A 22642-nucleotide genomic window follows, 5' to 3' on the forward strand; every position below is an offset into this window, starting at 1 on the left:
TTTTGAATCCCTTCGTTCTGTTCCTTCATAACGCCGACTTCTATCGCGCGGAGATTTCACCGCGCGGGGCTAAGGAGCAGGCTCGACAGGCTGTTCAACGAATGACGCAAAAACATGACATCAGTCCCTTTCAACGCCGCGGCGAATAGAAAGGACGCCAGTGCGGGAAACTTCGGAGAGCCCCAAAGGCTTCATCAGATCGATAAAGGCGTTGATTTTTTCGCGCGCGCCGGTGATCTCGAAGACGAAAGACTGATGCGTCGTATCGAGCGCCTTGGCGCGGAAAATATCAGCCAGGCGCATGGCTTCGACGCGCTGTTCGCCTTCATTGACCACCTTGATAAGCGCCAGCTCGCGTTCGAGCGCATCCGTTTCAGCGGAAACGTCGACGACCCGGCGCACCGGCACCAGGCGGCCGAGCTGAGCCTTGATCTGCTCGATTTTCGAGGGCGAGCCGCGCGTCACCACGGTGATGCGCGAGGTGTGCTTTTCCATGTCGGTCTCGGCGACCGTCAAGCTTTCGATATTGTAGCCGCGCGCGGAGATGAGACCGACGACGCGGGACAAGACGCCCGGCTCGTTGTCGACAATGACCGCGAGAATAACCTCGCGCTCCGCGCCTTCGTCGCGCGTGACCGGATAGACCGATTGCGATTGAGTGCTAGAGGCGGTCATACCAGCGTCTTCCCCTGCTCCGAAACGGAATCCTCTTTCATCTCGCCAAACAGCATCTCGTTATGCGCCGCGCCCGACGGGATCATCGGGAAGACGTTTTCTTCCTGCGTGACGACGCAGTCGAACAGCACGGGCTTGGGCGATGCGATCATCTCCATGATCTTTTCGTCGAGCTCCGCCGGGTCCGTTGCGCGAATGCCGTGGCCGCCATAAGCCTCGGCGAGCTTCACGAAATCCGGCAGGCTGTCGGAATAGGAATGCGAATAACGCCCGCCATGGAGGAGCTCCTGCCACTGGCGCACCATGCCGAGATAGGCGTTGTTCAGGATGAAGATCTTGATCGGCAGTTCGTGCTGGATCGCCGCCGACATCTCCTGCATGGTCATCTGCACCGAGGCGTCGCCGGCGATGTCGATGACGAGGGCGTCCGGATGCGCGGCCTGGACGCCGAGCGCGGCGGGCAATCCGTAGCCCATGGTGCCGAGCCCGCCTGAGGTCATCCAGCGGTTCGGCTCTTCGAAATGGAAGTGCTGCGCCGCCCACATCTGATGCTGGCCGACTTCCGTCGTCACATAAACGTCCTTGTCGCGGGTCAGGGCGTAAAGCCGCTCGACCGCATATTGCGGTTTGATAAAGGTCCCGCTGTTCGCATAGGCGAAGGATTTGCGCGCACGCCAGCCGTCGATCTGGCCCCACCAATCTTTAATGCGCGCCTTGTCATGGGCTTCCGACTTGTCGCGGCGTTTCCATTCATCGAGCATCGCCTGCATCACCGCGCCCGCATCGCCGACAATGCCGATATCGACGGGCACGTTCTTGTTGATGGAGGACGGATCGATGTCGATGTGAATCTTGCGCGAATTCGGCGAGAAAGCGTCGAGGCGCCCCGTCACCCGATCGTCGAAACGCGCGCCGATCGCGATCATCAGATCGCAATCGTGCATGGCGTTGTTGGACTCATAAGACCCATGCATCCCCAGCATGCCGAGCCATTGCGGATCGGAGGCCGGAAAAGCGCCGAGGCCCATCAGGGTCGAGGTCACCGGAAAGCCGGTCGCTTTCGCCAGGTCGCGCAGGACTTTCGACGCTTCCGGCCCCGCATTGACGACGCCGCCGCCCGTATAAAAAACCGGCCGACGGGCATAGCGCATCAAGTCGACAACCTGTTCGATCTGGTGGGCGCTGATCTCCGGCGTGACAATGCAATTGCGTTTTTGCGCGTCTTCGCGCGCGGTGTAGCGATCTTTTTCGAACTGGATGTCTTTCGGTATGTCGATCAGCACCGGCCCGGGGCGGCCGTTGCGGGCGATGTGAAACGCTTCATGCACAATGGTCGGCAGGCCGTGCGCCGACTTCACGAGATAGTTGTGCTTGGTGCATGAACGCGTGATCCCTGTGGTGTCGCATTCCTGAAAGGCGTCGGTGCCGATCAGCGGCCGCGCCACCTGCCCGGAGATGCAGACGACCGGAATGGAATCGAGCAGCGCGTCGGCGAGGCCGGTGACGGCGTTGGTGGCGCCGGGGCCCGACGTCACCAGCGCGACGCCGACCTTGCCGGTCGAGCGCGCATATCCCTCCGCCGCGTGCAGGGCGCCCTGTTCGTGACGCACCAGAACGTGGCGGATCGTGTCGCGTTCGTAAAGCGCGTCATAGATCGGCAAGACGGCGCCGCCGGGATAGCCGAAAATCACCTCCACGCCCTGCTCCTCCAGCGCATCAAGGAGAAGTTCGGCGCCCGATTTCAAAATCTGAGCCGCCGTCTTGGTCTCTTGCTTTGCTTGAGGAGCAGTCATGGTTGGCCTCAGTTCTCTTTGGTGTTGGCGCCCGGCTTCAACCAGGACATGCGCGCGCGCAGCTCCTTGCCGGTCTTTTCGATTGGGTGCTCCAGGTCGGCCCGCAGCATCTGGTTGTAGCGAACCTTGCCGGCCTGGTTTTCGACGATCCAGTCATGGGCGAAGGAGCCGTTCTGAATGTCTTTGAGGACTTCCTTCATGCGCTGTTTCGTTTCCGCATTGATGACGCGCGGGCCCGAAACGAAATCGCCGTATTTCGCAGTCTCGGAGATGAAGTCATGCATGCGGCTGATCCCGCCCTCATAGAAGAGGTCGACGATAAGCTTCAGCTCGTGAAGACATTCATAATAGGCGATTTCGGGCTGATAGCCGGCTTCCACCAGCGTCTCGAAGCCGGCGATGACAAGCTCCGAGGCGCCGCCGCAAAGCACAGCCTGCTCGCCGAAGAGGTCCGTTTCGGTCTCTTCGCGGAAGGTCGTCTCGATGACGCCCGCCGAGGCGCCGCCGATGAGGCTCGCATAAGCGAGCGCTTTTTCCTTGGCCTTGCCGGTGGCGTCCTGATGGACGGCGAAAAGGCTCGGCACGCCGCGCCCGCGCTCATATTCGGACCGCACCAGCCCGCCGGGGCCTTTCGGCGCCACCATAATGACGTCCACATTTTCCGGCGGCGTGACGCGGCCGTAAAGCACCGTAAATCCGTGGGCGAACAAAAGCGCATCGCCGTCTTTCAGGTTCGGCTCGATGTCGTCCTTGAAAATCTGTTCATGCGTCATGTCCGGCGTCAGGACGGCGATCAGCTTCGCCTGACGGGCCGCTTCAGCGACCGTCGCGACTTCGAGGCCGTCTTCGGTCGCGCGTTTCGCGCCCGGGCCGTCGGGACGCACGCCGACCAGCACCTTGCATCCGGAATCATGAAGGTTCAGCGCATGGGCGCGGCCCTGGCTGCCGTAACCGATGACCGCGACCACATCGTCTTTCACGATCTTCGGATCGGCGTCATCTTCCGTATAAACTCTCATTTCAAAATTCCTCTTACGGTTTAGTCGTTGAACGATTGAATGGTGACGGCGCCTTTCGACGCCGAAGAAACCAGCACGGCGTATTTGTCGAAAACCCCGCCCATGCGGTGCGGCTTTTTCGGCTGATAAGCGGCGCGGCGCGCATCCCAGTCGATGTCGGCGTCGATGCGGCGCGCTTCGGCGTCGATGGTGATCTTGTCGCCGTCCTGCAAGAGCGCGATGGGCCCGCCAAAGGCGGCTTCCGGCGCCACATGACCGATGACGAAGCCGTGGGAGGCGCCGGAGAAGCGCCCGTCGGTGATCAGCGCCACTTTGCCGGCAAGGCCCTGGCCCGCGACGGCGGCGGTGACCGCCAGCATTTCGCGCATGCCGGGTCCGCCTTTCGGGCCTTCATAACGGATGACGACGACATCGCCTTCCTTGATCTCGCCGGCGGAAATCGCCTTGAACGCCGCTTCCTCGCCTTCAAAGACGCGCGCGACGCCTTCGAACGGCTTGTCCGCATAGCCGGCGGTTTTCAAGACCGCGCCTTCGGGCGCAACCTCGCCGTAAAGAATGCGCAAGCCGCCGGTTTCCTTGAACGGTTCGGCGACGGAGTGCACCACCTGCTGGCCCGGCGTTGCTTCGGCTTTGCCAAATTCCTCGAACAGCGACGCGCCGGAAACGGTCGGCGCATCTTCGATCTTGCCGCCTTCCATCAACTGTTTGCCGAAGAGGCGCACGCCGCCTGCGGCGTAAAGATCTTTCGCGAGAAACTGTCCGCCCGGCTTCAGATTGGAGATCACCGGCGTCGTGCGCGACAGCTCGTCGAAAAGATCGATGGAAAATGGCACGCCCGCTTCCGTCGCAATCGCCGTCAGGTGCAACACCGCATTGGTGGAGCCGCCCGAAGCGACAACCGAGGTCGCGGCGTTGCGCATGGATTTTTCAGTGATGAACTGCCGGGCCGTCTTGCCTTCATTGGCCAATTGCGCGGCCAGCTTGCCGCATCTGACGCCCTCGGCGGCTTTTTCTTCGGCGATCGCCGGCGGGTCGCCTGCGCCGATGGGCGCGAGGCCAAGAAAGGCCAGCGCCATGGCCATGGTGTTCGCCGTGAACTGGCCGCCGCAGGCGCCGGCGCCCGGACAGGCGGCGCGTTCGATCTGGTCGAGCTCCTGGTCGGAATAATCGCCTTTCGAATGGGCGCCGACCGCTTCGAACACGTCCTGGATGGAAATGTCTTTTTCTTCGCCGCGGAATTTGCAGTGACCCGGCATGATGGTGCCGCCATAGAAAATGACGCCGGGAATATCCATGCGCGCCAGCGCCATCGCGGCGGCCGGCAGGGTCTTGTCGCAGCCGACGAGAATGACCGCCGCGTCGAGCGAATGGCCGCGCACGGCGAGTTCGATGGAATCGGCGATCACCTCGCGCGAGATCAGCGAGGCGCGCATCCCCTCGCCGCCCATGGTGATGCCGTCGGAAACGACGATGGTGTTGAAGTCGACCGGGGTCGCGCCGCCCGCGCGCACGCCCTCGCGCACCGGCTCGGCCAGCTTGTCGAGATGCATGTTGCAGGGGGTCACCGTCGACCAGGTGTTGACCACGGCGATGATCGGCTGGTCGAGCTCCTTGTCGCCCAGCCCCGTCGCGCGCAGCATCGCCCGCGCCGGCGCCTTGGCGGCTCCCTTGGTGATGGCGTCTGATCTTTTACTCGTCATTATCGTCCGTTCGTTCTTTGTTGAACGGACCGCCGGACATGAAAAAACCCGCTCCTTTCGGGAGCGGGCTATCCGGAGGTCCGTGCTGCTAAGTTAGCGCGCGGGCTCCATGGCCGCTCCCCGGATGGGGCTAATAAGGAGTACGAGTACGAGCGGAAGGAGGCTTACAGCCATAAGCAGAGGCTCCGCGACAAACGCCACGCCCTCTCCCTTGATGCCGATATCCGCCAAAGCCCGCATTTCACTACCTTTTGCGCCGTTTTGCAGCGCCGAACCCCGCTTACAACCCGCCCCGTTAACAAACAAGCAAAAAATGCCCGGATGCGTCAATTTTTTCCCGATGGGCGCTGGGTGCGCGCAAAGGCTTAGCAGATTCTGCTCCCTCGGGAATCGGATCGTCTTAGGGCCGCGTCTGCCCCGTGCCGCGCACCAAATTCTTGTAGGTGGTGAGCTCCTCGACGCCCGCCGGCCCCCTTGCATGAAGGCGGCCTGTGGCGATGCCGATTTCCGCGCCGAGACCGAATTCGCCGCCGTCCGCGAACTGGGTCGAGGCGTTGTGCATGACGATGGCGCTGTCGACTTCCGTCAGGAAGCGCCGGGCCGTCTCCTCATTTTCGGTGACGATGGAGTCCGTGTGGCCGGACCCGTATTTTGCGATGTGGTCAATCGCCCCGGCGACGCCGTCGACAACCGCAACCGACAAAACAGGGGCCAGATATTCCGTATAAAAATCTTCCTCCGCAGCGGGAACGACCGTCGGGTCGATCTTGCGCAGCGCATTGTCGCCCCGGATCTCGCAGCCCTTTTTACGCAAAGCGTCCACAATCGGCGGCCAGGCTTTTTTCGCAACCGCCTCGTCGATGAGCAGCGTCTCCATGGCGCCGCAGACGCCGGTGCGCCGCATCTTCGAATTGACGGCGATCTCCACCGCCTTCTCCAGGTCCGCATCGCGGTCCACATAGACATGGCAGACGCCGTCGAGATGGGAGAGCACGGGCGCGCGCGCTTCCTTTTGCACCCGCGCCACCAGCGACTTGCCGCCGCGGGGAATGAGGAGGTCGATGCGCCCGCCCATCCCCGACAGCAAGGCGCCTACCGCGGCGCGGTCTGTCGTCTCGATGAAGAGCGCCGCGTCTTCAGGCAGGCCCGCGACGCCGAGCGCGTCATGGAAGCAGTCGTAAAGCGCCTTCGAGGTTTTGATGCATTCCGATCCGCCGCGCAGGATGACGGCGTTGCCGGCCTTCACCGCAATCGCCGCCGCATCGACGGTCACGTTGGGACGGCTTTCATAGATCATGGCGATGACGCCGATGGGCGTTCTCACCCGCTCGATCTCCAGCCCGTTGGGCCGCGGCCATTTCGAGATCGATTTGCCCACGGGATCATCGAGCGCGGCGATGTCTTCGAGCGCCTTGGCGATGCTTTCGATCCGTTCGGGATTGAGCGTCATGCGGTCGAGAAAGGCTTCTTCCGTCCCGCGCGCTTTGGCGGCGGAAATCTCGGCGGCGTTGATTTCAAGAATCTCGCCGGCGCGTTCGCGAACCAGTTCCGCAGCCTTTGTCAGCGCCGCGTTCTTGCGCTCCGTCGGGGCAGAGGCCATGAGGCGCGCGGCGGCCCGCGCCTTCGCCGCAAGGCCTTCCATGTAATCGTCAAGCGACCCGGCATCGGTCATTACTCGCTCCTCAAAATGAGATCGTCTTTTTCGACCATGGCCGGGCGGCGGCGATAGCCGAGCAGCGCCTCGATCCGGTCCGATTTGGCGCCGGCGATTTTGCGCGCGTCGCCCGCATCGAAGGCGATGAGCCCCTGGCCGATAGACTGGCCGTCAAGCGTGACGATTTCCACCGCATCGCCGCGGGCGAAAGCGCCTTCGACGTCTTTGACGCCTGCAGGAAGCAGACTGGCGCCGTTTTCGAGGGCTTTCGCGGCGCCGTCGTCGATGACGATGCGGCCCGACGGCTTCAACCGTCCGGCGATCCATTGCCGCCTCGCCCCTTCATGGGTGATCGAGGCGCGGAACAGCGTCGCCGGCCCGCCGTCGAGCACTGCTTTCAGGGGATGGTCCACGAGCCCCGGCGCGATCACCGTATCGCAGCCCGCGCCGCCGGCGATCTTCGCCGCCGCCACTTTCGAGGCCATGCCGCCGGAGCCGACGCCGGCGCTCTGATTGACGCCGCCCGCGGCGCGTTCGATCTCGGGCGTGATCGCTTCCACCAGCGGAATATGTTTCGCCGACCCGTCTTTTCTCGGATCGGCCGTGTAAAGACCGTCTATGTCCGACAGGATGACGAGGAGATCGCTTTCCACGAGCTGCGCGGCGTGGGCCGCCAGCCGGTCATTGTCGCCATAGCGGATTTCGCTTGTCGCAATGGTGTCGTTTTCATTGACCAGCGGCAGGGCGCCCAATCCAAGCAGCGTGCGCAAGGTCGCGCGCGCATTGAGATAACGCCGCCGGTTTTCCGTGTCCTCGAGCGTCAACAGGACCTGCGCGATGGCGATGTCATGGGGCGTGAAGGCCGCCTGCCAGCCCTGCGCCAGCGCCGCCTGTCCCGCCGCCGAGGCCGCCTGTTTTTCGTCGAGCCGAAGCGCGCCCTTGAGGCCAAGGCGGTTTCGCCCGATCGCAATGGCGCCGGAGGTCACCACCACAATCTCGACGCCGCCGGCGCGCAATTCCACGATGTCCGCGGCGAGCGTTGAAAGCCAGGCCTCGCGCACGCCGTCGGGCCCGCACAAAATCGCCGAGCCCACCTTGATGACAAGGCGTTTTGCGGCATGCGCGGCTGCAGACGCGGCGCCCTGCGCCGCGTTCCGGTTCAAATTCGAAGACATGGGACTTGTCTTTAGCTGAACGTCTGGATGCGGCGCAAAGTCTTTTCGCTGTCCGGCGGCGGCGTCATGGCGATGCGTTCAAGATCGGAGAAGATGCTGGCCACCGTCGGGGCGCGCCCGGCGCCTTTCCCCGTGCAGGTGAACTCCTCGCCATTGGTGTTGATGACGCGGACCGCATTGCCCTCGCCGTCAACCCCGGCGAGGAACGCATCGTCGTCGACGCGCTCGAAACGCACCCGGGCGGAAATGCCGCCGTCGGGCGATTTTTTCACCGTGGACAATTGCTTCCAGACGCCGCCGAGCTTCACGAATTCGTCGGCCCGTTCGGCCGTTAAGGGTTCGATGCGAATCGAATCCTGCGGGAATTCGCGGCCGAACGCTTCATAAGTGAGGATCGAGATTTTCGCGCGCGCGTCCTCGCCGGACAAGTCCGCCGTGGGATCGGGTTCGGCGAAACCGGCCTCCTGTGCGGCTTTGACCGCGCCTTCATAAGAGGCGCCGTCTTTCATGGCGGAGAGAATATAGTTCACCGTGCCATTGAGGATCGCGGTGATGGAGCGCACGTCGCCCGCTTCGCGCGCGCGGCGCACAGTTTCGACCATGGGCGCGCCGCCGCCGACAGACGGCGAATAGGCGAGCGTCACATTGTTTTGCTGCGCAAGCTTGTGCAGATCGGCGAGATGGCCGGCGATCGCCTGTTTGTTGGCGGTCACCACATGAACGCCGCGGGCGAGCGCCGCCGCGATGAGCTTCAGCCCCGCCTCGCCGGAAGGCAGCGCATCGATCACCACATCCGGCTGTTCGACCAGAAACACATTGGGATCGGAATAGGTGCGCAGGCCACTGAGCCGTTCATGACGCTCCTTGTCCGGGTTATTCACAAGCCCGGCGCACAGCGCATAGGCGCCCGTTTCCTCGGCAAGACGCAACGCCGCGCCCTCGCCGATCACGCCAAGTCCCGCCACCGCCACGCGCAAACGCCGGGGCGCGCTTAATTTTTCACCAACGCTCACAACAACCTTGTCATCTACATCTACGCACATTTGCTTGCCGTCCCCTTCGACAGATACGCCACTTTGCCGGCGCCCGCCTTCCCTGCAACGTCGAGCGCTTGTTCTATGTCTCGCACAAGATCCTCGGCATGCTCAAGCCCGATGGAAAAGCGGACGAGCCGGTCGGAAATGCCCGCCGTTTCGCGCGCTTCCGGCGTCATCGCCGCATGGGTCATGGTCGCGGGCGTGCACACAAGGCTCTCAAAGCCGCCGAGGGATTCAGCGATGGTAAACAGGTTCAACTGGCGCAGAAGCTCGATGACATCGACGCCTTCAGCGAATTCAATCGAGAACATCGAGCCGAAACCCTTTTGCTGCGCTTTCGCGGTCTCGTGACCCGGATGGGATTTGAGACCGGGGAAATAAATGTTTTCGATGCGCGCATCGTTCTCGAGATGCGTCACGATTTCACCCGCCGTCGCCTGCTGGCGCTCGATGCGCGGGAACAAGGTCCTGAGGCCGCGCAGGGTCATAAAGGAATCGAAGGGCGCGCCGGAAACGCCGGTGCAGTTCGCCCACCAGGCGAGATCGTCGCCGAGCGCCTGATCCCTGGCGACAACGGCGCCGCCGACAACGTCGGAATGGCCGTTGATGAATTTCGTCGTCGAATGCACGACGATGTCGCAGCCGAGATCGAGCGGACGCTGCAGCGCCGGCGACAGGAAGGTGTTGTCGGCGGCGACGATGGCGCCGCATTCCTTCGCCAGTTCGACCACCGCGCGAATGTCGGTGATGCGCAGGAGCGGGTTGGAGGGCGTTTCAACGAGCACCAGTTTCGGTTTGCGCGCAAAAGCTTTTGCGAGCTCTTCCGGATCGGTCTGGTTTGCGTAGACAAGCTCGAACTGGCTGCGCTTGGCGCGCGCCGTCAGAAGCCGGTGCGTGCCGCCGTAACAATCGTGCGGCGCGATCACCACTTCGCCCGGATCGACAAGATTCAGGAGAAGGTCGAGCGCCGCCATGCCGGAGGAGACGACAACGCCGCGGGCGCCGCCTTCGAGCTGCGCGAGCGCGTCTTCAAGCTGCGTGCGCGACGGGTTGCCGGAGCGCGCATAGTCGTATTGCGGCTTTTCCAACGGGTCGCGCCAGGCGTAGTTCGCCGATAGATGGATCGGCGGCGACACCGAGTTGAACGCCGGATCATCGGCGACGCCCGCCGTCGCGATCAGAGTTTCAGGGCGCAGGGCGTCAGTGTGCTGAGCGTCGCTCATGATGTTTTCTCCTCGAGGAATTCTTTGATGTGCGGGCCGATGACAGCCGTTTCCTTCAAAAACGCGTCATGGCCGTAAAGAGACGGAACCTTGATCAAGCGTGCGCCGTCGACGGCGCCGGCGAGACGCTCCAGATCGGCGAGCGGCGCCAGCCGGTCGGTTTCCGCGGCGATGATGAGGCTGTCGGCGGAAATCTTCGCCGGGTCGGCGCGATGACGGTCGATGGAGTCCGACAACGTCACATAGCGGCGCGCATCCATGCCGTAGGCGTCGCCGCGCGCGATCAGATAGTCGCAGATGTCGTAAGGGTCGCCCGCCGCGGCGCCGGGGGCGCTTTCAAAGCGCGCCCCGAATTCCTCGGGCGTTCTGTAGGTGATCATGCCGATCTGGCGGGCGAGCGCGACGCCGCCTTCGCCGTCGCCGTGCTTCAGGGCGAAATCGATGATCCGCCGCTGCACGCCGCGCAGGGCCGTGGCGGAAGGGTGCGGCCGGTCGGGCGCGGAAATCGCGCACAGCTTTTCGATGCGGTCCGGGAAAAGTTCGGCGAAGACGAGACCGATCATCCCGCCATAGGAGGCGCCCACAAAGCCGTGGAGTTTTTCGATATTGAGGGTGTCGAGAGCGTCGGCGAGCGCGCGGGCGTGATCGCGCGTCGTCACCGTTTTCGCCGCCTCGCCGGCGTTCGGCAGAAAGTCGAACCCGATGACGCAGTACCGGTCGAGATCGATGAAGCCGCCGGGCGAAACCATGTCGCGCCACCAGCCCTCGCCGTCCTTGCAAGTCGCAACGACGCGGCCCGCGGAAATGCCGCCGGCGACGGCGATGGCCGGCTTTTCAAGATCGCCGTAAACGCGGACTTTCAGCTCCGGGCGGCTCAAGCTTTCGCCGCTGTCCAGAATGAAATCCGAAGGCAGAAACACGGTGACGTCACAGAAAGGCTGAGACTTCAGCCCCTCTTTGCCGGTCCGTTCTTCTGTCGCTGCTGACATGCCTAGTCTCTCCGCGTCAAACCCGTTCAACTCGATCAGGAAATTCGCTTGAGAGACCTCATCGGACGATCATCGTCGGTCGTCGTCCGACTCATCTCTCGGGAAGAAAGAAACCTTCCCGCAGGAATTGGCACCTTTCCTAAAAGCCGGTCAGGCTTTTCGGCGGTTGCCCCAGCGTCAACGGGCCTATCCCTCAGCTGGTCTTGATGAGTTGATCAGGGTGATACTTTGCGCCCGCGGCGCCGTCAACAGGATATCGTAAGCGTTGCCTAATTTTAGCAGAAAAAGCTTCTATGATGAAATAATCGGGCGAAGGCGCCCTCACCGCTCCGGCGTCTCCCATTCGGCGGGCGGGACATGGCGGCGCTGCAGCCGGATGGCGAGGCCGAGCGAGACGCCCACCCCGATGGCGATGGTGAGGTCCGTGGCGACGGTAAGAACCAGGGTCGTGACCAGAAGCGCGCGGTCCGACAGCCGCCCTTCGAGAAAGTGGGCCTTCCATTTATGCGGCTCGCTCATGTTCCAGGCGGTGATCATCAACAGCCCGGCGAGCGCCGGCATGGCGAGATAGCCGGCGAGCGGCGCGGCGATGAGCATGACGATCAAAATCGTCAGCGCATGGACGATCCCCGCCATCGGGGTCTTGCCCCCGGCCCTGATATTCGTCGCCGTGCGCGCAATGGCGCCGGTCGCGGGCAGGCCGCCGAAAAGCGCCGAGCCGACATTGGCCGCGCCCTGCGCCAGCACCTCCGCATTGGGACGGTGCCTTCCGTCGCCGCTCATCTTGTCGGCGACCATGGCGGAAAGCAGCGATTCAACGCCCGCCAGAAAGGCGATGACGAAAGCCGACGGCAGGAGCTCGAGCACCCGCTCATAAGACGTAAACGCCGGCAAGGACGGCGCCGGCAAATGGTTCGGCAAGTCGCCGAAGCGCGAGGCGATCGTATCCACCGGCCCCCCCATGATCGCGGCCGCCGCCGAGGTCGCCGCGACAGCGACGATGAGGCCTGGCAATTTCGGCGCGAGGCGGCGCAACAGGACGATGCACGCAATTGTCGCCGCGCCCAGACCGAAAGCCGCGGGACTGAAGCTCGCTCTCGCTTGCCACAGGACAGGCAGTTTCTCGAAAAACGCCGCGGGAAGGTGATCGGCGGAAAGCCCAAAGAGGTCCTTGACCTGGCTGAAGGCGATCAGGACGGCGATGCCGATAGTGAAGCCGTTGACCACCGCCTCAGGCACGAAGGCGATCAGCCGGCCGGCGCGCAAAACCCCCGAGACCAGAAGGATGATCCCGGCCATGAAGGTCGCGAGCACCAGCCCGTCATAGCCGTGATTGGCGATGACGTCGTAGACGACGACGATGAAGGCGCCGGTCGGTCCGCCGATCTGGAACCGGCTGCCGCCGAGCGCCGAAATCAGAAAGCCGCCGATGATCGCTGTGACGATCCCCTTTTCGGGGCTCGCGCCCGACGCAATCGCGATGGCGAGGCTCAGGGGCATCGCCACCATGGCGACGGTGACGCCGGCAAAGAGGTCGCCCCAAAAAAGCTTCAGCGAGTAGTTTTCAAGGGTCGTCAGTAGTTTGGGCTTCATGAGCTGGCGTCTTGTCCCTCACCCGACCAGGCTGAAGGGCGAGCCGTGATTGATCTTGAGCCGTTCTTCAAGGGTCATGCGCACGAGGATATGCGGCCCGTTGATGAATTCCTGCGGCGTGCGGCCATTAAACTGTTTGAACTCGCGAATGAAGTGCGCCTGATCATAATAAGCGGCCCGGGCGATGTCGCGCCAGTCGGAAAGGTTCATCCAGGTGAGCCGGTTCGCCGCATGCAAGGCCCGGAACTTGCGGTGAAGCCGTTTCGGCCCGGCCCCGAAATAGGCCTTGCACAGCCGCTCGATCTGCCGGTGAGACAGGTCCACATGGTCGAGGAGATGTTCGATCTCGTTCGGCTCGGGATCGACGATCCAATGCGTCGCCTGCTCAATAAAATCGTCATGAACCAGACGTTTTTCGGATACGAAGGACGAAAACAGAGCGTCCGCCGCCCGGACGACGGCGTCATTGTCCTTCTGGCCGAAGATTTCCGCGATCAGCGGTTTCGCCGCTGACGGCACATATTCCTGAAGCGGGGCGTGGTCGTCGGCGAGCTTTTCGGCGCTGACGGAAAACAGGCGCCGCCAGCCGAGCGGCGTGATCGCAGCGCCGAAAATGCGGGTGCCGGCCGCGAACTTGATCCGGCTCCAGCCATAGGTCGGCCCGCAAAGCGCCGCGTCGCCCGGCTGGAAATCGGCGTCTTCGCCGCTGAGATTGGACGCCACATGCCCCTGCAGAATGAACCGCACATTAGCGATCTCCGCGCGCATGATGTCGGAAACCTCAAAGGGGAGCGATACGAAATAATAACTGCTGACGAGCTCCCTCAGGGCCGGCGCGGGTTCATAATACGAAAATTCCACTCAACCGCTCCATGGGCGTCGGCGCGCCAAATTCGTCTTCCCTGCTTTTAAGGGTTGGTGTCGAGAATTTACAATCCTCCGCATGCGATTGAAGCCATGATCGCCATGGCCGTAAAAATGTCGCGGCGAAAAATTACGATGAGTTGCGTAAAGCAGCTGCGCTTCGCCTTCGAGGCGACGGCGCAATTGGCTGCGCGCTGCGAATGCGAACAGACAGGTAAGGGTTAGTCCCCCTTGGCGCCTGCGCGGAGCGTTTCAGTTTCCCTGAAACACTCTGCGCAGGTTTCTCGCCGCCTGGCGGATGCGCTGCTGGTTTTCGACAAGCCCGATGCGCACAAACCCTTCGCCATATTCGCCGAAGCCGAGCCCCGGCGCGACGGCGACGTCGGCGCGCTCGATCAGCATCTTGGAGAACTCGACCGACCCCATGGCCTTGTATTTTTCCGGGATCTCCGCCCAGGCGAACATGGACGCTTCGGGCGTCGGGATGTCCCAGCCGGCCATGGCGAAAGCGTCGATCAGAACGTCGCGGCGGCGCTTATAAGTCTCGCGGATTTCCTCGACGCACTCCCACGGCCCGTCGAGCGCGGCGACCGCCGCGACCTGGATCGGCGTGAAGGCGCCGTAGTCGAGATAGGATTTCACCCTTGCGAGCGCATTGATGAGCCGTTCATTGCCGACCGCCATGCCGACGCGCCAGCCCGCCATGGCGAAGGTTTTCGACAGGGAGTTGATCTCGACGGCGATGTCTCTCGCGCCCTCGACTTCGAGGATCGACGGCGGCGGAACGTCCCCGAAATAGATCTCGCCATAAGCGAGGTCGGAGAGGATGATGATCTCGTGCTTTTTCGCGAGCGCCACGGCGTCCTTGTAGAAATCGAGGCCGACCGTCTGCGCCGTGGGGTTCGAGGGATAATTCAACACCATCGCCCGCGGCTTCATATGCGCCTTGCCGATGGCTTCGGACAAGCCGGAAAGATAGTCCTCCGGCGACGGCGCGGGCACGGGCAGGATCACCCCGCCCGCGATGATGAAACCGAAAGCGTGGATCGGATAGGCCGGGTTCGGCGCGAGGATGACGTCGCCCGGCCCGGTGATCGCCTGGGCGAGGTTCGCAAAGCCTTCCTTGGAGCCGATGGTGGCGACGATTTCCGTTTCGGGATTGAGCGAGACGTTGAAACGGCGCTCGTAATAACGGGCCATGGCGCGCCGCAAGCCGACGATCCCGCGCGAGGCGGAATAGCGATGCGCCTTCGGATTGCGCGCGGTCTCGCACAGCTTGTCGACGATATGCGCCGGCGTCGGCATGTCGGGATTGCCCATGCCGAGATCGATGATGTCGTGCTTTTCGGCGCGCAGCTTCGCCTTCAGCTTGTTCACCTCCTCGAAGACGTAAGGAGGCAGCTTCTGGATGCGGTAGAATTCTTCTTCTGTCGGCATGATGGCTGGGCTTGCCCGATCCTGACTACAACAAAGCTTATTGCGGGCGAATGGCGCGGTTTCAAGGCGCCGCCGGGGCCTTGCCTTGATTTAAAGAAGGCGCCCGGGGCGTACAAACCATCGTCACGCCGATTTGGCGGCGGCTTCCAGTTTTTTCTGGCGCGCAAGAATCTCGCGCGGTTCGATCACCCAGAATTTCGCCCTTGCATTGGCCCAGTCGTCGAGAACGCCGCGCGCCTTCGGCGACTTGGTCTCACGCCAATGGCGTTCGATCAGCGCCAGGCATTCCTGGTCGTCCTCGCCGTCGAGGAAACCGCGAATGACGACGCTCTCCGGGTTCACGGCTTCTTCGAAGTCGCCCTTATCGTCATAGACATAGGCCTTGCCGCCGGTCATGCCCGCGCCGAAATTGGCGCCGACGGCGCCGAGGATCACCGCAACGCCGCCGGTCATATATTCGCAGCCATTGGCCGAACAGCCCTCGACCACCGTATGGACGCCGGAATTCCTCACCGCGAAACGCCCGCCGGCCCGGCCCGCCGCAAACAGCGCGCCCGACGTGGCGCCGTAAAGACAGGTGTTGCCGATGATCGCGTCATTGCGGTCGACGCTCTGCTCTTCCGGCCGGACGACCAGCGTCGCGCCGGAAAGCCCCTTGCCCACATAGTCGTTGGCGTCGCCGTCGACGATGATCTTGAGGCCGTAGGCGGAAAAGGCGCCGAGCGACTGGCCGGCCGAGCCTTTCAGGCGGATGGTGACGTGGTCTTCGGTCAGATCCTCGCGCTTGTAATTGCGCGTGATGAAGGACGAGGTGCGCGCGCCAATGGCGCGGTCGGTGTTCTTCACCGGATAGGAAAGCTGCACTTTCTCCCGGCGCTCGAAGAACGGCGCGAGATCCGGCGCAATGCGCTGGTCGAGCGTATCGGTGACTTCCTTGCGCCCGGTGCGGGTCGAGCGCATGGGCCGCTCGCCGGCGTCAACGAGGGTGAGGATTGGGTTCAAATCGAGATCGTCGAGATGCTGCGCCCCGCGCGAGACCTGATCGAGAAGGTCCGAGCGCCCGATGACCTCTTCAAGCGAGGTCGCGCCGAGCGAGGCCAGAATCTGGCGCGTCTCCTCGGCGATGAAGGTCATCAGATGAACCACATGTTCCGGCAAGCCGGTGAAACGCGCGCGCAAAGCGTCATCCTGGGTGCACACGCCGACAGGGCAAGTGTTGGAATGGCACTGGCGCACCATGAGGCAGCCAAGCGCCAGGAGCGAGACCGTGCCGACGCCGTATTCCTCGGCGCCGAGCATCGCGGCGGTGACGACGTCGCGGCCGGTGCGGATGCCGCCGTCGGTGCGCAAGGTCACGCCGTCGCGCAGGTTATTCAGCGTCAGCACCTGATGGGCTTCGGAAAGACCGAGCTCCCAGGGCGCGCCGGCGAATTTGATCGAGGTCTGCGGCGAGGCGCCGGTGCCGCCCACATTGCCGGAGATCAGGATGATGTCGGCTTTGGCTTTCGCCACGCCCGCCGCGATGGCGCCGATGCCGGTCATGGAGACGAGCTTCACGCAGACCCGCACTTCCGGGTTGATCTGTTTCAGATCGTAAATCAGCTGCGCCAGATCCTCGATGGAATAAATATCGTGATGCGGCGGCGGCGAGATCAGGGTGACGCCCGGCGTCGAATGGCGCATCCGGGCGATGAATTCGGTGACCTTGAAGCCTGGGAGCTGGCCGCCCTCGCCGGGCTTCGCCCCTTGCGCAACTTTGATCTCCAACTCACGGCATTGATTGAGATATTCCGCGGTCACCCCGAAACGGCCTGAAGCGACCTGCTTGATCGCGGAATTGGCGTTGTCGCCGTTCGGCAGGGGCTGATAGCGCTCGGGCACCTCGCCGCCCTCGCCCGACACCGACTTCGCGCCGATGCGGTTCATGGCGATGTTGAGCGCGCCGTGGGCTTCCGGCGAAAGCGCCCCCAGCGACATGCCGGGCGTCACGAAGCGGCGGCGAATGTCGTTCGCGGTTTCGACCTTGTCGACGCCGATGGGGTCGCGCAGCGGATGCGGATCGAGAAGATCGCGGATCTGCGCCGGACGCTGCTTTTCCAGCGCCGCCGAATAGCGCGCATAGGCGCTCGCGTCGTCATTGCGGACCGCCTCCTGCAAATCGGCGATCAGATCGGCTTCGAGAATATGCTGTTCGCCGCGGCGGCGGTGACGGTAAAAGCCGCCCACCGGCAGGCGCGCGACGCCGCTTTCCCAGGCGCGCGCATGCAGCGCCGCCGACTGTTTTTCAAGACCGGCGAGACCGATGCCGGAAATGCGGCTGGTCATGCCCGGGAAGAATTCCTGCACCAGCGTGCGCGACAGGCCGAGCGCCTCGAAATTGCAGCCGCCGCGATAGGCGGAGATGACCGAGATGCCCATCTTCGAAATGATCTTGAGGAGCCCGGCTTCCAGCGCTTTTTTATAATTGTAGGCGCACCGCCCCATGGACATGCCGTCGAAGCGGCCTTGCGCATGCGCCTGGGCCAGCGAGTCGAAAGCAAGATAAGGGTTCACCACCGTCGCGCCGACGCCGACCAGCACCGCCGCATAATGGGAGTCGATGCACTCGGCCGAGCGCACGATGATCGAGCAATAGGTTCTGACGCCGACATTGGTGAGATGGGCGTGCACGCCCCCGGCGGCGAGGATCATCGGGACGGCGAGACGCTCCGGCCCCTGACGTTCGTCGGTCAGGACAATCGAGCCGGCGCCGTCTTTCACCGCCTCTTCCGCATCCTTGCGGATGCGGTCGAGCGCGGCGGCGAGCGCTTCTCCGTTGTTCTTGACGTCGGCGACGTCATAGGTGCAGTCGATCTCGACGATCTTGGTGTCGAGATAGTCCCACAGCCGTTTGAACATGCCGTTGGTCAGGATCGGACTTTCCAGCACGAAAACATCGGTCTGGGTTTTATCCGTAACCAGAATATTGCCGAGATTTTTAAACCGGGTCTTGAGGCTCATCACCCCGTCTTCGCGCAACGGATCGATGGGCGGGTTCGTCACCTGGCTGAAATTCTGGCGGAAGAAATGCGACAGCGGACGATAGTTTTCCGACAGGACGGCGATCGGCGTGTCGTCGCCCATGGAGCCGATGGTCTCCTTGGCGTCTTCGGCCATGGGGCGAAGAATGAGCTCGAGCTCTTCGAGATCGTAGCCGGCCGCGCCCTGACGGCGCAAAAGCTCATCGCCTTCGTAAAGGCGCTCTTCCGGTCCCGGCCCGATTTTCTGTTCGAGCTCGACGATGTTTTCCAGCCATTCCGTATAGGGATGTTTATCGGCGAGGAGATCGACGATGGAGCCCGAACCGTAATATTCGCCGCTTTCGAGATCGACGGCGATCATGCGCCCCGGCTCGAGCGCGCCGCGCTTTTTCACTTCGCGCCCGTCGAGCGGGCACATGCCGGTTTCGGAGCCGACGGCGAGAATGCCGTCCTCGGTGATGGCGTAACGCAAGGGGCGAAGACCGTTGCGGTCGAGCCCCGCCACCGCCCATTTGCCGTCATAGGCGGCGATCGCGGCCGGCCCGTCCCAGGGCTCCATCACGGCGTTGCAATATTCGTAAAGCGCGCGCCATTTGTCCGGCAGGGCGCCGAGGCGCTTCGACCACGCCTCAGGGATCAGCAGCGTTTTCGCCATGGGCGCCGTGCGGCCGGCGCGCACCAGAAGCTCGAACACCTGGTCGAGGGTCGCGCTATCCGACGAGCCCGGCTGGATCACCGGCTTGATGTCCTCGCCGTCGTCGCCGAAGACTTCGGCGGCCATGGGGATTTCATGGCTCTTCATCCAGTTGACGTTGCCTTTCAGCGTGTTGATCTCGCCATTATGGGCGAGCATGCGGAAAGGCTGGGCGAGGCGCCATTCGGGGAAGGTGTTCGTCGAATAGCGCTGGTGGAAGATCGCCACGCGGGAGATGAAGCGCGGATCCTTAAGGTCCGTGTAGAAATTATCGATTTCCTCGGCGAGGAACATGCCCTTGTAGACGATGTCCTGCGAGGAGAGCGAGCAAACGTAAAGCTCGTGCAGCCCCTTTTCGCGCGCGCGCTTTTCGATGCGGCGGCGGACCACATAGAGAATGCGGTCGAGCTCTTCCTGGCTGCGGCCTTTCGGATCGCAGAACAGGATTTGTTCGATGGCGGGACGCGTCGCGTTCGCCTTGTCGCCGAGCACGCGCGACTGCACCGGGACCTGGCGCCAGCCATAGATGTAAAAGCCGCGATGCAGGATTTCGGATTCGACAATCGCGCGCGCCGCATCCTGCGCGCCGAAATTGGTGCGCGGCAGAAACACCATGCCGACGCAGATGTCTTCCTCGCCCGCCTTATGGCCGGTGCGCTCCACGAAAGACCGGAAAAGATCCTGCGGGACGTTGAGGCGGATCCCCGCGCCGTCGCCCGTTTTTCCATCTGCGTCCACGGCGCCCCGGTGCCAGACGGCTTTCAGGGCCTCGATCGCCATGTCGACGATTTCCCGGCGGGGCTCGGCGTCCAGCGCCACGACGAGACCAACGCCGCAGGCGTCATGCTCGGACGACGGATCATAGGCGTTCGCCTCGATCAGGCGGTCGCGGCGGCGCAGATAGGTCGATACGCAGTCAGTCATCGGCTTGGTCTTCTTATTTTGTTGTTGCGAGGGCGGGGTTTGGCGGCGGCTTACTGGGCGGCGAGAGGACGCGTTCGCGCGTCTTTAAGCCGCTCTGTAATGGCCGCGGCGGCTTTCCGCCCGTCCACAATCGCCCATACTACGAGCGAGGCGCCGCGGACAATATCGCCCGCCGCATAAACCCCCGGCAGCGCGGTTTCGAGGGTTTCCCCATCGACCCGCAACGTGCCATAGGCGGTCGTCTTCAGTTCCGGCGCGTCAAACAGCGCCGGCATGTCTTCCGGCTCGAAACCGAGTGCCTTGACGACGAGGTCGGCCTCAAGATCGAATTCCGCGCCGTCGATCTCCACCGGCGCGCGCCTTCCGCTCGCGTCCGGCGCGCCAAGCTCCATGCGCGCGACGCGGATGCCGGCGGCCTTCGCCGCGTCGCCGCGGACCGCTTTCGGCGCGGCGAGCCATTCGAAAATGACGCCCTCTTCTTCGGCGTTGGCGGTTTCCCGGGCCGAGCCCGGCATGTTCTTGCGGTCGCGCCTGTAAAGACAGGTGACCGACGTCGCGCCCTGGCGCACGGCGGTCCTGACGCAGTCCATGGCGGTGTCGCCGCCGCCGATGACGACGACTTTTTTGCCGTCCGCATTGAGTTCGCCCGAATCGAACGCGTCGACCTTGTCGCCCAGGCCTTCGCGGTTCGAGGCGGTGAGATAATCGAGCGCGGCGACGACGCCTGCGCTGCCCGAGCCGGGGCAGACGAGATCGCGCGCCTTGTAAACGCCTGTGGCGATCAGCACCGCGTCATGCTCGGCGCGGATTTCGCCGAACGCCATATCCTTGCCGATATCCACATTGCGCACGAACTCGACGCCGCTCTTTTCGAGATGCTCCGTGCGCCGGCCGACGACGTGTTTGTCGAGTTTGAAATTCGGAATGCCGTAAACGAGGAGCCCGCCGGTGCGGTCGTAACGGTCGTAAACTTTGACCTGGAAGCCTTCCTTGCGCAGCTCTTCGGCGGCGGCGAGACCGGCGGGGCCGGCGCCGATAATGCCGACGGATTCAGCGCGCTCGACGGCGGGCTTAACCGGCTTGATCCAGCCCTCCTCCCAGGCGGTTTCGGTGATGAACTGCTCCACCGCGCCGATGGTCACCGTGCCGTGGCCGGACTGTTCGATGACGCAGGAGCCTTCGCAAAGCCGGTCCTGCGGACAGATCCGGCCGCACACTTCCGGCATGTTGTTGGTGGCGGAGGAGACGGCGTAGGCCTCTTCGAGGCGGCCTTCTGCGACCAGCTTCAGCCAGTCGGGAATGTCGTTGCCGAGCGGGCAATGGTCCTGACAGAACGGGATCCCGCATTGCGAACAGCGCGCAGCCTGCGCCGCCGCGCGATCCCGGGCGAAAGGCGCATAGATCTCATCAAAATCCCGGCGCCTTACGCCGGGATTTCGCTTCGTCGGGGTCTCGCGGTCGCGCGAGACGAATTTCAGCATGCGCTCAGAAATATGAGCCTCCCAGAGTTCAAATCACCCTTTAGAGAATTCTGGATAAGCTTCAAGTCCAAGTTCGACTTTGTCGAGCCCCTCACGCTCATGTTCCTCGCTGACACGGATTCCAGTCGTGTATTTCAGCGCAAGCCAGCAGATTAAGCTAACAAAGAACACGAAAACACCAATGGCGACGATGCCGAGCAGCTGCACGCCATAGGTCGCTTCGGCGTTCGACGCCGGGACAATGAAGGTGCCCCAGATGCCGCACAGAAGGTGCGCCGGGATCGCGCCGACGACATCGTCGATTTTCAGCTTGTCGAGGACCGGCACGGCGAAGGTGACGATGAGCCCGCCCACAAAGCCGACGAAAATCGCAAAGCCGATGGTCGGCGCCAGCGGCTCCGCCGTGATCGAGACGAGACCGCCGATCGCGCCGTTGAGCGCGATGGTGAGGTCGACCTTCTTGTAGACCAGCTGGGTCGCGATCATCGCCGTCACCACGCCGGCGCAGGCCGCCGTATTGGTGTTGACGAAGATCCGGCCCACCGCAACCGCGTCGTCAATGGTGCCGAGCGCAAGCTGCGAACCGCCGTTAAAGCCGAACCAGCCGAGCCACAGAATGAACGTGCCGAGCGTCGCGAGCGGCAGGTTCGAGCCCGGAAACGGATGCACCTTGCCGCCGACATATTTGCCGACGCGCGGGCCCAGCACGAGCGCGCCTGCAAGCGCCGCCCAGCCGCCGGTGGAATGCACCAGAGTCGATCCGGCGAAATCGGAAAAGCCCATGGCGTCGAGCCAGCCCGCACCCCATTCCCAGGAGGCCTGGATCGGGTAGATGAAGCCGGTCAGGAGCGCCGTGAAGATCAGGAAGGGCCACAACTTGATGCGCTCGGCGAGCGTGCCGGAGACGATCGAGGCCGCCGTCGCCACGAACACCATCTGGAAATACCAGTCCGAGTGCGAGCCGTAACCGACGCCCATAGGATCGGAATCGTCAGCCGCCCAGAAGAAGTCGAACGGCGCGATGACGCCGCCTTCGGCGATCCCGTAAATCAGGTTGTAGCCGATGAAATAGACCATCAGCCCGGCCACGGAATAAAGCGCAATGTTCTTCAGACAGATGGTCGCCGCGTTTTTCGAGCGAACGAGCCCCGCCTCGAGCATGCAAAAGCCGGCCGCCATGAACATGACGACCATTCCCATGATGAGGAACAAGAGCGTGTTGAAAACAAACAAAGAGGTGTCGGACGCGGGCGCGGGGGCCGCTTGCGCGGCTTCCTGCGCGAACGCCATTGCAGGCGCAAACGTCGCCAGGGCTGCGCCGCCGAGCGCGGCGAGAGACAGTTTCTTTTTCATGATGATTTTCC

Annotated in this window: 15 protein-coding genes and 1 riboswitch; all 15 genes read right to left on the reverse strand. The window is 63.2% G+C overall.

From position 1 onward, the window contains the following. Positions 1–120: 120 nt before the first annotated feature. Positions 121–675 (reverse strand): acetolactate synthase small subunit, encoded by a 555-nt coding sequence (gene ilvN, locus CW354_RS21670; protein ID WP_104832191.1) that lies wholly within the window; start codon positions 673–675, stop codon positions 121–123. Further along, the gene (locus CW354_RS21675) at positions 672–2468 is read right to left on the reverse strand and encodes an acetolactate synthase 3 large subunit (RefSeq protein WP_104832192.1); all 1797 of its coding nucleotides are present in this window, start codon (positions 2466–2468) and stop codon (positions 672–674) included. Before CW354_RS21675 ends, ilvN begins: the two co-directional genes overlap by 4 nt. A gap of 8 nt (positions 2469–2476) precedes the next feature. Next, on the reverse strand, positions 2477–3487 hold the full coding sequence (ilvC, locus tag CW354_RS21680; RefSeq protein ID WP_104832193.1) for a ketol-acid reductoisomerase: 1011 nt from the start codon (positions 3485–3487) through the stop codon (positions 2477–2479). A 20-nt stretch (positions 3488–3507) separates the two neighbouring features. Then, positions 3508–5187, reverse strand: a complete 1680-nt coding sequence (gene ilvD, locus CW354_RS21685) for a dihydroxy-acid dehydratase (protein WP_104832194.1) — start codon at positions 5185–5187, stop codon at positions 3508–3510. Positions 5188–5587: 400 nt separating this feature from the next. Continuing rightward, positions 5588–6859: a glutamate-5-semialdehyde dehydrogenase gene (locus CW354_RS21690; RefSeq protein ID WP_104832195.1), complete on the reverse strand. Its 1272-nt coding sequence runs from the start codon at positions 6857–6859 to the stop codon at positions 5588–5590. After that, on the reverse strand, positions 6859–8016 hold the full coding sequence (gene proB, locus CW354_RS21695; protein WP_104832196.1) for a glutamate 5-kinase: 1158 nt from the start codon (positions 8014–8016) through the stop codon (positions 6859–6861). Before proB ends, CW354_RS21690 begins: the two co-directional genes overlap by 1 nt. A gap of 11 nt (positions 8017–8027) precedes the next feature. Continuing rightward, positions 8028–9059 carry a homoserine dehydrogenase gene (locus tag CW354_RS21700; RefSeq protein WP_104832197.1) on the reverse strand — a complete coding sequence of 344 codons (1032 nt, stop codon included), beginning with the start codon at positions 9057–9059 and terminating at the stop codon, positions 8028–8030. Beyond that, positions 9050–10276 carry a cystathionine gamma-synthase gene (gene metB, locus CW354_RS21705; protein WP_104832198.1) on the reverse strand — a complete coding sequence of 409 codons (1227 nt, stop codon included), beginning with the start codon at positions 10274–10276 and terminating at the stop codon, positions 9050–9052. The genes CW354_RS21700 and metB overlap by 10 nt, the downstream gene beginning before the upstream one ends. Then, the gene (gene metX, locus CW354_RS21710; protein WP_104832199.1) at positions 10273–11265 is read right to left on the reverse strand and encodes a homoserine O-succinyltransferase MetX; all 993 of its coding nucleotides are present in this window, start codon (positions 11263–11265) and stop codon (positions 10273–10275) included. The genes metB and metX overlap by 4 nt, the downstream gene beginning before the upstream one ends. 88 nt (positions 11266–11353) lie before the next feature. Further along, positions 11354–11478: riboswitch (SAM riboswitch) on the reverse strand. Positions 11479–11586: 108 nt separating this feature from the next. Next, positions 11587–12858 carry a SulP family inorganic anion transporter gene (locus CW354_RS21715; RefSeq protein WP_104832200.1) on the reverse strand — a complete coding sequence of 424 codons (1272 nt, stop codon included), beginning with the start codon at positions 12856–12858 and terminating at the stop codon, positions 11587–11589. Between the two features lie 18 nt (positions 12859–12876). Next, positions 12877–13719 (reverse strand): AraC family transcriptional regulator, encoded by an 843-nt coding sequence (locus tag CW354_RS21720; RefSeq protein WP_104832201.1) that lies wholly within the window; start codon positions 13717–13719, stop codon positions 12877–12879. Positions 13720–13974: 255 nt separating this feature from the next. Continuing rightward, positions 13975–15159 carry an LL-diaminopimelate aminotransferase gene (locus CW354_RS21725; protein ID WP_104832202.1) on the reverse strand — a complete coding sequence of 395 codons (1185 nt, stop codon included), beginning with the start codon at positions 15157–15159 and terminating at the stop codon, positions 13975–13977. Between the two features lie 123 nt (positions 15160–15282). Next, positions 15283–19797 (reverse strand): glutamate synthase large subunit, encoded by a 4515-nt coding sequence (gene gltB, locus CW354_RS21730; protein WP_104832203.1) that lies wholly within the window; start codon positions 19795–19797, stop codon positions 15283–15285. Positions 19798–19847: 50 nt separating this feature from the next. Then, positions 19848–21278, reverse strand: coding sequence for an NAD(P)-dependent oxidoreductase (locus CW354_RS21735; RefSeq protein ID WP_104832204.1), 1431 nt, complete (start codon positions 21276–21278; stop codon positions 19848–19850). Positions 21279–21311: 33 nt separating this feature from the next. Then, complete coding sequence (locus CW354_RS21740) at positions 21312–22631, reverse strand: ammonium transporter (RefSeq protein WP_104832205.1); 1320 nt, start codon at positions 22629–22631, stop codon at positions 21312–21314. Between the last annotated feature and the right edge of the window lie 11 nt (positions 22632–22642).

The sequence above is a fragment of the Hyphococcus luteus genome, from assembly GCF_002943565.1.
In the GTDB taxonomy this organism is placed as follows: Bacteria; Pseudomonadota; Alphaproteobacteria; order Caulobacterales; family Parvularculaceae; genus Hyphococcus; species Hyphococcus luteus.